Annotated in this window: 11 protein-coding genes and 1 pseudogene; 6 read left to right on the top strand and 6 right to left on the bottom strand. The window is 69.1% G+C overall.

The features are described 5' to 3' along the window. Positions 1-184: pseudogene (locus tag BGO22_RS14720) on the bottom strand (alpha/beta fold hydrolase); the annotation flags it as partial. Between the two features lie 52 nt (positions 185-236). On the opposite strand from BGO22_RS14720, the gene BGO22_RS14725 reads away from it, so the two are divergent. The 6 genes from BGO22_RS14725 (at position 237) to ntrC (ending at position 6959) form a co-directional block, all read left to right on the top strand. After that, the gene (locus BGO22_RS14725; RefSeq protein ID WP_083292981.1) at positions 237-1130 is read left to right on the top strand and encodes an EI24 domain-containing protein; all 894 of its coding nucleotides are present in this window, start codon (positions 237-239) and stop codon (positions 1128-1130) included. Next, positions 1127-1942, top strand: a complete 816-nt coding sequence (locus BGO22_RS14730) for a competence/damage-inducible protein A (RefSeq protein ID WP_070398177.1) — start codon at positions 1127-1129, stop codon at positions 1940-1942. Before BGO22_RS14725 ends, BGO22_RS14730 begins: the two co-directional genes overlap by 4 nt. 169 nt (positions 1943-2111) lie before the next feature. Further along, a complete protein-coding gene (gene glnA / locus BGO22_RS14735) occupies positions 2112-3527 on the top strand; it encodes a type I glutamate--ammonia ligase (RefSeq protein WP_070398176.1) in 1416 nt (471 codons plus the stop codon). A gap of 175 nt (positions 3528-3702) precedes the next feature. Then, positions 3703-4194 carry a hypothetical protein gene (locus BGO22_RS14740; RefSeq protein ID WP_070398175.1) on the top strand — a complete coding sequence of 164 codons (492 nt, stop codon included), beginning with the start codon at positions 3703-3705 and terminating at the stop codon, positions 4192-4194. Positions 4195-4236: 42 nt separating this feature from the next. Next, the gene (gene glnL / locus BGO22_RS14745) at positions 4237-5370 is read left to right on the top strand and encodes a nitrogen regulation protein NR(II) (RefSeq protein ID WP_239478280.1); all 1134 of its coding nucleotides are present in this window, start codon (positions 4237-4239) and stop codon (positions 5368-5370) included. Between the two features lie 47 nt (positions 5371-5417). Next, a complete protein-coding gene (ntrC, locus tag BGO22_RS14750) occupies positions 5418-6959 on the top strand; it encodes a nitrogen regulation protein NR(I) (protein ID WP_070398174.1) in 1542 nt (513 codons plus the stop codon). A gap of 15 nt (positions 6960-6974) precedes the next feature. On the opposite strand, the gene xth is transcribed toward ntrC, so the two are convergent. The 5 genes from xth to BGO22_RS14775 all read right to left on the bottom strand — a co-directional run. After that, positions 6975-7751, bottom strand: a complete 777-nt coding sequence (gene xth / locus BGO22_RS14755) for an exodeoxyribonuclease III (RefSeq protein WP_070398173.1) — start codon at positions 7749-7751, stop codon at positions 6975-6977. Continuing rightward, positions 7748-8269 carry a dihydrofolate reductase gene (locus tag BGO22_RS14760; protein ID WP_070398172.1) on the bottom strand — a complete coding sequence of 174 codons (522 nt, stop codon included), beginning with the start codon at positions 8267-8269 and terminating at the stop codon, positions 7748-7750. Before BGO22_RS14760 ends, xth begins: the two co-directional genes overlap by 4 nt. Positions 8270-8274: 5 nt before the next feature. Beyond that, entirely contained in the window at positions 8275-9090 is an 816-nt protein-coding gene (locus BGO22_RS14765) for a thymidylate synthase (protein ID WP_070398266.1), read from the bottom strand. 63 nt (positions 9091-9153) lie between these two features. Further along, positions 9154-10152 (bottom strand): lytic transglycosylase domain-containing protein, encoded by a 999-nt coding sequence (locus BGO22_RS14770; RefSeq protein WP_254668119.1) that lies wholly within the window; start codon positions 10150-10152, stop codon positions 9154-9156. Next, the coding region (locus BGO22_RS14775; protein WP_286851480.1) for an FAD-binding oxidoreductase at positions 10149-11355 on the bottom strand (1207 nt) is incomplete at its 5' end. The genes BGO22_RS14775 and BGO22_RS14770, both read right to left, overlap by 4 nt.

The following is an 11355-nucleotide window of genomic DNA, read 5'->3' on the forward strand; positions in this document are numbered from 1 at the left end:
GCGAGAACAGCCAGCCGGCGCGCCCGCTGGCGCGGCACAGCGCCTCGGGCCAGAACAGGTTGCGCTGGGTCCACATGGCGACGCTGCCCAGGCCTTCGTGCAGGAACACCAGGGGGGCGGGGCCGGACGGACCGGGAATGTGGGCGGCCTCCAGCCGCACGCCGTGAATGTCGATGCGATCCATGGGCGACATCCTAGCGGCCGGTTTGTCGGCGCTTGCGGGTATTCTTCGCGCCATGCGAGCGATGTTCGATGCCTTCTGGCGGGCGGTGGCCTACTGCCTGCACCCGCGCGTGATCGCGCTGTCCTTCCTGCCTCTGGTGCTCATGGTGGCCTTGTCGTTCGCCCTGGGCTATTTCTTCTGGGATGGGGCGGTGGCCTCCGTCATGGCCTGGTTCGAAGCCTTCGACCTGGTGCAAGCCTTCCTGGGCTGGCTGGAGCGCATGGGCATGGGGTCGCTGCGCGCGGTGTTCGCGCCGCTCATCGTGCTGGTGCTGGCCACGCCGGTGATCGTGCTGCTGTGCCTGCTGCTGGTGGCGGTGTTCATGACGCCCGCGATGGTCGATCTCGTGGGGCAGCGCCGCTTCCCCCAGCTCGAGAAGCGGCGCGGCGGCTCGTTCATCGTGAGCGTGTTCTGGTCGCTGGGCTCCACGCTGCTGGCGGTGGTGGTGCTGGTGCTGTCCATGCCGCTGTGGCTGGTGCCGCCCCTGGTGCTGATCCTGCCGCCGCTGATCTGGGGCTGGCTCACCTACCGCGTGTTCGCGTTCGATGCCCTGGCCACGCACGCCAGTGGCGACGAGCGCCGGCGCATCATGCGCGAGCACCGCGGCACACTGCTGTTGATGGGGGTGCTCTGCGGCTACCTGGGCGCCGCGCCCAGCCTGCTGTGGGCCTCGGGTGCCATGTTCATCGCCCTGGCGCCGCTGCTGGTGCCGGTGGCGATCTGGGTCTACACGCTGGTGTTCGCGTTCGCGTCGCTGTGGTTCGCGCACTATGCGCTGGCCGTGCTGGAGCACCTGCGCGCCGTGGTACCGGTCGAGGTGGTACCGGTCGAGCCCACGCTGGAGCCCCCAGCGCCGCCGCCCAGCCCCGATCCGCTGCCCCTGCCGCCCACCGCACCCGCGCCATGAGCACCGGTTTCGGTCTGATCATCGTCGGCGACGAGATCCTGTCGGGCAAGCGGCAGGACAAGCACCTGCCCAAGGTGGCCGAATTGCTCGCCGAGCGCGGGCTGGCGCTGTCCTGGGCGCAGGTGGTGGGCGACGAGCGCGCGCGCATCACCGACGTGCTGCGGGCGGCCTTCGAGGGCCGCGAGCCGGTCTTCTGCTGCGGCGGCATCGGTGCCACGCCCGACGACCACACCCGCCAATGCGCGGCCGCGGCTCTGGGCGTGGAGCTCGCTCTGCACCCCGAGGCGGCGCGGCTGATCGAAGAGCGCATGCGCGACGTGGCGGCAGAGCAGGGCGTGCCCTTCGAACCCGAGCGGCCGGACAACGTGCACCGCTACAACATGGGCGTGTTCCCGGTGGGCGCCAGCCTCATTCCCAACCCGTACAACAAGATCCCCGGCTTCAGCTGCCGCGGCCCTGGCGGCGCCGACGTGCACTTCGTGCCCGGCTTCCCGGTGATGGCCTGGCCCATGCTGGCCTGGGTACTCGACCAGCGCTACAGCCACCTGCACCGACAAGGCGCTTGGCGCGAGCGCTCGGTGATCGTCATGGGGGCCATGGAAGCGGCGCTGACCCCGCTGATGGAACAGATCGAAGCCGCGCACGCCGTCAAGGTGTTCAGCCTGCCCAGCGTGGACCATCCCACCTACGGCCGCCACATCGAGCTGGGCGTCAAGGGCGCCGCGCCCGACGTCGAACCCGCCTTTGCCGAGCTGCTGGCCGGCCTGCGCGCGTGCAAGGCCGAAATGGGCCCCGAGTTGGTGCGTCCTTAAAAATCTCCAAATCAGTGCATGAGTGCACCAATACGGTGACAAATAGGCCGGCCAGGCGGTCCCAAGGCGGTGCGCGTGCACCCGAGGGCGCCGTTGCATGGCATGGAAACTGCATGTCACGCCCCCGTAGTCGCTTTTCAACCCACCCTTCCAGATACAGGAGCAATTGATGGCCAAGACCGTCGCAGACGTGATGCAGATGGTGAAGGACAACGAAGTCAAGTTCGTCGACTTCCGCTTCACCGACACCCGCGGCAAGGAGCAGCACGTCACCGTGCCGATTTCGGCTTTCGACGAGGACAAGTTCACCTCGGGCCACGCCTTCGACGGCTCGTCCATCGCCGGCTGGAAGGGCATCGAGGCCTCGGACATGCAGCTCATGCCCGACCCGAACACCGCCAACATCGACCCCTTTTTCGAAGAGACGACCCTGTTCCTGCAGTGCGACGTGGTCGAGCCCAGCGACGGCAAGGCCTATGACCGCGACCCGCGCTCCATCGCCCGCCGCGCCGAGGCCTACCTGAAGGCCTCCGGCCTGGGCGACACCGCCTTCTTCGGGCCGGAACCCGAGTTCTTCATCTTCGACGGCGTGCGCTGGAGCAACGAGCCCGGCCGCGTGATGTTCGAGATCGAAGAGTACGAAGCGCCTTGGAACAGCGGCGCCAAGCTGGAAGGCGGCAACCGCGGCCACCGCCCCACCGTCAAGGGCGGCTACTTCCCGGTGCCCCCGGTCGACAGCACGCAGGACATGCGCGCCGAGATGTCCCTGATCCTCGAATCGCTGGGCATTCCTGTCGAGGTGTTCCACCACGAGGTGGCGGGTGCTGGCCAGAACGAGATCGGCACCAAGTTCAGCACGCTGGTCGAGCGCGCCGACTGGACCCAGGTGCTGAAGTACGTGGTCTGGAACGTGGCCAACGCCTATGGCAAGACCGCGACCTTCATGCCCAAGCCCTATGCCGGTGACAACGGCTCGGGCATGCACGTGCACCAGTCCATCTGGAAGGACGGCAAGAACCTGTTCGCTGGCGACGGCTATGCCGGCCTGAGCGACTTCGCGCTGTACTACATCGGCGGCATCATCAAGCACGCCCGCGCGCTCAACGCCATCACGAACCCCGGCACCAACAGCTACAAGCGCCTGGTGCCTGGCTTCGAAGCCCCGGTGAAGCTGGCCTACAGCTCGCGCAACCGCTCGGCCTCCATCCGCATCCCGCATGTGGCGAATCCCAAGGGCCGCCGTATCGAGGCGCGTTTCCCCGATCCTTCGGCCAACCCCTATCTGTGCTTCTCGGCACTGATGATGGCCGGCCTGGACGGCGTGGAGAACAAGATCCACCCGGGAGAGGCCGCCACCAAGGACCTGTACCACCTGCCGCCCGAGGAGGACAAGCTGGTCCCCACCGTGTGCCACAGCCTGGACCAGGCCCTGGACTACCTCGACAAGGACCGCGCCTTCCTGACCAAGGGTGGCGTGTTCACCGACTCCATGCTGGACGCCTACATCGAGCTCAAGATGGCCGAGGTGACGCGCTTTCGCATGGCGCCTCACCCGGTCGAGTACGACATGTACTACAGCCTGTGATGGCCGGCCCGCGCGAGCGGGCCCGCATCCGCAGAAGGGACGGCTCCGGCCGTCCCTTTTTCTTGGGCGCACGTCGCTGCGGGTTCGCCCCCGGCACTTTCGCCGGGCAATTGCGTCATACTGCCCCGCGCTCACCCTTGCTGGAGGTTCCGTGTCCGTTGTCCCGTCCCGTCCGATGCCCCGCCTGCCGCTGGTCCTGGCGGCCTTGCTGGCCACGCCGGCCATGGCGCAGGACACCATCTACCGCTGTGGCAACGAATACACCAACAACGCCGCCGTGGCCAAGCAGCGTGGTTGCACGCCGCTGCAAGGGGGCAATGTCACTGTTATCGAAGGCACGCGCCCCAGCCCGGCCGCCGCGCCGCGCAATCCCAGCGCCAGTGGCGGCAGCGGCAGCGCGCCGCGTGTGGACAACGCCGCGCAGCGCGCCCGCGACGCAGACGCTCGCGCCATTCTCGAGACCGAGCTGCGGCGGGCCGAAGAACGGCTCGCCGAGGCGCAGAAGGCCTATGCCAACGGGGAGCCCGAGAAGCAGGGCATCGAGAGCCGGAACTACCAGCGCTACCTTGACCGGGTGGCCGAACTGAAGGCCGCCGTCGCGCGCGCCGAGAGCGACGTGGCCGGCCTGCGGCGCGAACTGCAGCGCCTGGGACCCGCCGCCAACTGAGCCCTGCCGGCAGGGCGCTGGCGCCGCGGCTTCTGCCGCACAATGGGTGGCTTGAAAACGCCTGACGCCACTTCCCTCATCCACCTCGTCGCGCGGCGCGGCGCGGCGCCCAAGGAGCCCGCCGCCCATCCGCGCTTCCAGGCGCTCGATCTGCTGGCCACCCTCGTGGCGGTGGTGGACCACCAGGGCCGCGTGCTCTTCGCCAATGCCGTGCTGGAAGACGCGCTGGGCCTGTCCCGGCGCAGCATCACCGGTGCCCAGCTGCAAGACTGCTTCACCGAACCCGTGTTGCTCGACAACGCCCTGAAGGGCGCGCGCGACAACGAGTTCGCGGCCCTGCGCTACGACGCCCACCTGCGCCGCCTCAACCACGACTCGCTGTCCGTGCACGTCGTCGTGGCCCAGACCGAGGGCACGGGCGAGGTGGTGGTGGAGATGCTGCCCCTGGAGCAGCAGACGCGGCAGGAGCGCGAGGCGCGCCTGCTCGACCAGGCCCAGGCCAACAAGGAGCTCATCCGCAACCTGGCGCACGAGATCAAGAACCCGCTGGGCGGCATCCGCGGCGCGGCGCAGCTGTTGCAGATGGAGCTGCAGGCCAAGGAGCTGATCGAGTACACCCAGGTCATCGTTCACGAGGCCGACCGCCTGCAATCGCTGGTCGATCGGCTGCTGGCGCCGCACCGCCGCCCGCACGTGGTGGGCGACGTCAACATCCACGAGGTCTGCGAGCGCGTGCGCGCGCTCATCCTGGCCGAGTTTCCCAAGGGCTTGCGGGTGGTGCGCGACTACGACACCTCCATCCCCGAGTTCCGCGGCGACCGCGAGCAGTTGATACAGGCGGTGCTCAACATCGCGCACAACGCGGCCCAGGCGCTGGCCGAGCGCATCGAGGCGGGCGATGCGCGCATCACCTTCCGCACCCGCGTGGGCCGCCAGCTCACCTTTGGCAAGCAGCGCTACCGGCTGGCACTGGAATTGCATGTCATCGACAACGGGCCCGGTGTGCCGGACTCGATCAAGGACCGCATCTTTTTCCCGCTGGTGTCGGGACGCGAGGGCGGCTCCGGCCTCGGGCTGACGCTGGCGCAGACATTCGTGCAGCAGCACCATGGGCTGATCGAGTGCGAGAGCGCGCCGGGGGAGACGGATTTCAAGATCCTGATCCCTTTGCCCTGACCGATTCGACACGCACGCACTTGCGCGACTGAAGGGACGACCGATACATGAAGCCGATCTGGATAGTGGATGACGACCAGTCCATCCGCTTCGTTCTCGAGAAGGCTTTGCTCCGCGAGAACCTGCCCACCCGCAGTTTCACGAGCGCGCCAGAAGTGCTCAAGGCCCTGAGCGACCCGGGCGACACCGACGGCCCGCAGATCCTGGTGAGCGACATCCGCATGCCGGGGGGCTCCGGCCTGGACCTGCTGGAGAAGGTCAAGGCGCGTTTCCCTCTGCTGCCCGTCATCATCATGACGGCCTTCTCCGACCTCGACAGCGCGGTCGCGGCCTTCCAGGGCGGCGCCTTCGAGTACCTGCCCAAACCCTTCGATCTGACCAAGGCGGTCGAATTGATCCGCCGCGCCGTCGACGAAAGCCTGCGCGAGGAGGTGTCCGAGGAGCGACTGAGCGCGGCACCCGAGATGCTGGGCCAGGCCCCGGCCATGCAGGACGTCTTCCGCGCCATCGGCCGCCTCAGCCAGAGCCAGGTCACGGTGCTGATCACGGGTGAGTCGGGCTCGGGCAAGGAGCTGGTGGCGCGCGCGCTGCACAAGCACTCGCCGCGCGCCAACGGCCCCTTCGTTGCGATCAACACCGCCGCCATTCCCAAGGATCTGCTGGAGAGCGAGCTGTTCGGCCACGAGCGCGGCGCCTTCACCGGCGCGCAGACCATGCGCCGCGGCCGCTTCGAGCAGGCCGACGGTGGCACGCTGTTCCTCGACGAGATCGGCGACATGCCCTTCGATCTGCAGACGCGCCTGCTGCGCGTGCTGTCCGACGGGCACTTCTACCGTGTGGGGGGGCACAGCGCGGTGCGCGCCAACGTGCGGGTCATCGCCGCCACGCACCAGAACCTCGAGCAGCGGGTGAAGGAGGGCGTGTTCCGCGAGGACCTGTTCCACCGCCTCAATGTCATCCGCCTGCGCCTGCCCGCGCTGCGCGAGCGGCGGGAAGACATCCCGATGCTCACGCGCTTCTTCCTGCAGCAAAGCGCCAAACAGCTCGGCGTGGAGCCCAAGCGCATCGCCGAGCCGGCGCTCAAGCTGCTCAGCGGTTTCGATTTCCCGGGCAACGTGCGCCAACTCGAGAACGTCTGCCACTGGCTGACCGTGATGGCGCCGGCCCAGGTGATCGAGGTCAAGGACCTGCCGCCCGAGGTGCTCCATGCCGTCGGTGCGACCGACGTGTCGGGTGGGGTGGTCAGCGCGCCGGTGCCGGTCACGCGGCCGGCGGAAGCGGTGGCCGTGAACGGGCCCGCGATGGTGGCGCCTGGGGCGCCGGCGCCTCAGGCCACCCCCGCCCCCGTGGACGCGCCGCCAGCGGAGAGCGCGCCGGCCGCCTGGGAGGCCGGCCTTCAGGCCGAGGCCCTGGCCTTGCTGGAAAACGGCCGCACCGATGTGTGGGACGTGCTCACGCGGCGCTTCGAAACCCGGCTGATCCAGACCGCGCTCGCGAACACGCGCGGGCGGCGCATCGAGGCCGCCCACAAGCTGGGCATCGGCCGCAACACCATCACGCGAAAGATCCAGGAACTGGGGATGGAGTGATCCATCCCTTGGGGCTCAACCGAGCGTGAGCACCACCGGGGCGTGGTCGCTGGGCTGCGGGTTTTTCCGCGGCAGCCGGTCGATCTGGCAGGCCGTCACGCGGCCGCGCAGGGTCTCGCTCACCAGGATGTGGTCGATGCGCAGCCCCCGGTTCTTCTGGAAGCCGAGCATGCGGTAGTCCCACCACGAATAGCTCTTCTCGGGCTGTTCGAACAGGCGGAAGGCGTCCGTCAACCCCAGTTGGAGCAAGGCCTGGAAGTGCTGGCGCTCTTCCACCGTGTGGTGGATCGTGTCCTTCAGGCCCACGGGGTCGTAGGAGTCGCGGTCTTCGGGCGCGACATTGAAGTCGCCGAGCAGCACCAGGCGGGGGTGCACCTTCAACTCCTCCTGCAGCCAGCGGTGCAGGGCCTCCAGCCAGCGCATCTTGTAGGCGAACTTTTCGGTGCCAGGCGCCTGGCCGTTGACGAAGTAGCAGTTGACCAGGCGCAGGGGCCCGTCAGGTGTGTCCAGGGTCCCCGCGATCACGCGCGACTGGTCGTCGGTGTGCTGGGGGATGTTGCGCACCACATCCGTGATCGGCGTGCGGCTCAGGATCGCCACCCCGTTGTACGTCTTCTGGCCGAAGGCCGCGGCGTGGTAGCCAGCCTCCTTCAAGGCGTTGAACGGAAACTTCTCGTCCACCAGCTTGAGCTCTTGCAGGCCGAGCGCGTCAACGGGGTTGGCGGCGAGCCAGTCCAGCACCTGGGGCAGGCGCACGGCGAGGGAGTTGATGTTCCAGGTGGCGAGCTTCATGGTTCTTGCCTTTGCGTATCGGGTCGAGCGACCGCACGGTCGTGGCAGACGAAGGCGAAGGGCAGGCCATTCGCGGCGGTGTGGGCCTCACGCGCCGTTTCGCGCCACTCGGGGCCCAGCGCGGGCATGAAGGCGTCGCCCTCGAAGTCGCGCGCGATCTCGGTCACCACCACGCGCTGCGCGCGCGGCAGGGCCTGGCGGTAGACCTCGGCGCCGCCGATCACCCAGACCTCGGGCGCGTCGGCGCACAGGGCCAGCGCTTCGTCGATCGAGCCCACCCGCAGGGCGCCCTCGGCCCACCACGACGGATCGCGCGTGAGCACGAGATTGCGGCGCCCCGGCAGCGGCCGAAAGCGCGGCGGCAGCGAGTCCCACGTCTTGCGGCCCATGAGCACCGGGTGGCCCAGGGTCTGGCGCTTGAAGTGCGCCATGTCCTCGGGCAGGTGCCAGGGCAGGGCGTTGTCCTTGCCGATCACGCCGTTCGCGGCGCGGGCATAGATCAGGTGGAGGCGCGGCATGGCGCTCAGACTGCGACGGGTGCCTTGATGGCCGCGTGGTGCTGGTAGTCCAGGATCTCGAAGTCCTCGAGCGTGTAGTCGAAGATCGAATCGGGGCGGCGCTTGATGCGCAGCGTGGGGTAGGGGTAAGGCGCGCGCGAAAGCTGTTCCTGCACCTGCTCGCGGTGGTTGCTGTAGATGTGGCAGTCGCCGCCCGTCCAGATGAACTCGCCCACCTCCAGATCGCACTGCTGCGCGAGCATGTGCGTGAGCAGGGCGTAGCTGGCGATGTTGAACGGCACGCCGAGGAAGATGTCGGCGCTGCGCTGGTAGAGCTGGCAGCTCAGCCGGCCGTCGGCCACGTAGAACTGGAAGAAGGCGTGGCAGGGCATCAGCGCCATCTTGTTCAGGTCGGCCACGTTCCAGGCGCTGACGATGATGCGGCGCGAGTCGGGGTTGGTCTTGAGCTGCTTGACCACCTCGGCGATCTGGTCGATGTGGCCGCCGTCGGGCGTGGGCCAGCTGCGCCACTGCACGCCGTACACCGGGCCGAGGTCGCCGTCTTCGCGCGCCCATTCGTCCCAGATGGTGCAGCCGCGCTCCTGCAGCCACTTCACGTTGCTGTCGCCGCGCAGGAACCACAGCAGCTCCACGATGATGGCCTTGGTGAAGACCTTCTTGGTGGTGACCAGGGGGAAGCCTTCCTTCAGGTCGAAGCGCATCTGGTGCCCGAACACGCTGACGGTGCCCGTGCCGGTGCGGTCGGTCTTGGGCACGCCCGTGGTGAACACGTGGCGCATGAAGTCTTCGTATTGGGAGCGGGCGGGGCGGGGGGCTGTCATGGGGATGGCGCGGGAGAGGTGGCGCGGGTCGCCGGCATTGTGCACCGGCCCGCGCCGCTGCCGTCAGCGCTGCGCGGATACCGGCTGCAGCAGCAGGGGCGAAGGCGCCGTCAAGCGGGCGTCGAAGGGGTGCTCGGTGAGCGCGAAGAAGCGCTGGATGCGGCGCACGTAGTCGCGCGTTTCGGCGAAGGGCGGCACGCCGCCGTACTTGTCGACCGCGCCCTCGCCCGCGTTGTAGGCGGCCACGGCCAGCGGCACCTGGCCTCGGAAGTAGGACAGCAGCCAGCGCAGGTAGGCCATGCCGCCGCGGATGTTCTGCTCGGCGTCGAAGGGCTTGCTGACCGCGAAGCGCGCCGCGGTCTCGGGGATCAGCTGCATCAGCCCCTGGGCGTTCTTGTCGGAAAGGGCGTTGACGTTGAAGTTGGATTCGGCGCGGATGACCGCGTAGACCAGCCCGGGCTCCAGGCCGTAGCGCGGCGCGAGCTTGTAGACGATCTTCATGATGCGCTGCTGCTCGGCCGTGTCCACGTGGGCGCGGTAGGCGGTGGACAGGGCCTGCTTCTCCTCGGCCTGGCGCTGCTGCTCGGCCTGGTCGGCGGCGAGGCGGGACTCGCGCGCCTCGGCCTCGCGCACACAGTCGGGCTTGTCGGCGGGCACTCCAAGGCGCTGGAACATGGCCTCGGCCTTGTCGTCGCCCAACAGGGCGGCGCGCGCGAACCAGTGGGCGGCCAGGCCGTCGTTGCGCGGCACGCCACGGCCGTTGGCGTGGATCCAGCCGAGGTTCCAGGCCGATGGCGCGTCGCCGGCCAGCGCGGCCTGGCAGTACAGGCGCATGGCCGCCGCCATGTCGCGCGCCACGCCTTCGCCGTGCTCCAGCGCCACGGCCTGTTCGCGCCAGGCCTGGCGTTCGCTGGCGTCGGCCGCCGCCTGCGCGGGGCCCGCGAGCAGGCCCAGGGCGAGCGCGCCCAGGGCGAGCCGCGAGGCGCCCCGGGGCCGGTCGGGCCGGCCCGCGGGCACCGCTCCCTCGAGGGGGGCGCGCGACGCGTGGCGAAGGTGTGTCACTGGATCACTCGGCCGGGGTTGAGGCGGTTGTGGGGGTCGATGGCCTGCTTGATGCGGCGCATCAGCGCGAGCGCGACCGGGTCCTTGAAGTGCGCCAGGTGCTCCACCTTGAGGCTGCCCACGCCGTGCTCGGCGCTGATCGAACCATCGTAGCGAGCCACCGCGTCGAACACCAGTTGGTTGACCCGCGTTTCCTCCTGTTGGAGGAACTTTTTGGCATCTACGCCGGCCGGCGCCTGCACGTTGTAGTGAAGGTTGCCGTCGCCCAGGTGGCCGAAGTTGACCAGGCGCACACCCGGGATCTCGCGCGCCAGCCGGGCGTCGGTCTCGTCGCAGAAGGCGGGGATGCGCGACACCGGCAGGCTGATGTCGTGCTTGATGTTCAGGCCTTCCTGCGCCTGCGCGAGCGGGATGCTCTCGCGGATGTGCCACAGGCCATGCGCCTGGGCGATGGACTCGGCCACCACGGCGTCGCTCACCAGGCCCCGCTCGATGGCGGCCTCCAGCAGGCCTTCGAACTGGGTGCGGGCGTGGTCCTCGCCCTCGCTGTCGCTGTTTTCCAGCAGCACGCAGTACGGCGACTCCCGCCACAGGGGCACGCGCAATGGAGGCATGTGCCGGTCGACCAGTGAGAGCGCGAACTGGCCCATCACCTCGAAGCCGGTGAGCCCGGCGGCCAGGCGCTGCTGCGCCAGGCCCAGCAGATCGACGGCGGACTGCAGCGTGGGCACGGCCGCCCAGGCCGTGAGCCTGGCCGCGGGCGGCGGAAAGAGCTTGAGCGTGGCCGCGGTGATGACGCCCAGCGTGCCCTCGCTGCCCACGAACAGGTCGCGCAGGTCGTAGCCGGTGTTGTCCTTGCGCAGGCCAGTGAGGCCATGCCAGACCTCGCCATCGGGCGTCACCACCTCCAGCCCCAGGCACAGATCGCGCGCGTTGCCGTAGCGCAGCACCTGGGTCCCGCCGGCGTTGGTGGCCAGGTTGCCGCCGATGGTGCAACTGCCCTCGGCCGCCAGGCTCAGCGGGAACAGCAGGCCCTCGGCCTCGGCCGCCTGCTGCACGGACTGCAGCACGCAGCCGGCCTCCACCGTCAGTGTGAGATTGGCCCGGTCGATGGCGCGCACGGCGTTCATGCGCTGCAGGCTCAGCACCACCTGGGTGCCGCTGCCGTCGGGCACCGAGCCCACCACCAGGCCGGTGTTGCCG

It is taken from the genome of Hydrogenophaga sp. 70-12 (genome assembly GCF_001897365.1).
GTDB lineage: Bacteria > Pseudomonadota > Gammaproteobacteria > Burkholderiales > Burkholderiaceae_C > Hydrogenophaga > Hydrogenophaga borbori.

Bases quoted from the DNA above. Each gene is read 5' to 3' on its own strand.
- BGO22_RS14725 (WP_083292981.1), top strand. From the start codon at position 237: ATGCGAGCGATGTTCGATGCCTTCTGGCGGGCGGTGGCCTACTGCCTG.
- BGO22_RS14730 (WP_070398177.1), top strand. From the start codon at position 1,127: ATGAGCACCGGTTTCGGTCTGATCATCGTCGGCGACGAGATCCTGTCG.
- glnA (WP_070398176.1), top strand. From the start codon at position 2,112: ATGGCCAAGACCGTCGCAGACGTGATGCAGATGGTGAAGGACAACGAA.
- BGO22_RS14740 (WP_070398175.1), top strand. From the start codon at position 3,703: ATGCCCCGCCTGCCGCTGGTCCTGGCGGCCTTGCTGGCCACGCCGGCC.
- glnL (WP_239478280.1), top strand. From the start codon at position 4,237: ATGGGTGGCTTGAAAACGCCTGACGCCACTTCCCTCATCCACCTCGTC.
- ntrC (WP_070398174.1), top strand. From the start codon at position 5,418: ATGAAGCCGATCTGGATAGTGGATGACGACCAGTCCATCCGCTTCGTT.
- xth (WP_070398173.1), bottom strand. From the start codon at position 7,751: ATGAAGCTCGCCACCTGGAACATCAACTCCCTCGCCGTGCGCCTGCCC.
- BGO22_RS14760 (WP_070398172.1), bottom strand. From the start codon at position 8,269: ATGCCGCGCCTCCACCTGATCTATGCCCGCGCCGCGAACGGCGTGATC.
- BGO22_RS14765 (WP_070398266.1), bottom strand. From the start codon at position 9,090: ATGACAGCCCCCCGCCCCGCCCGCTCCCAATACGAAGACTTCATGCGC.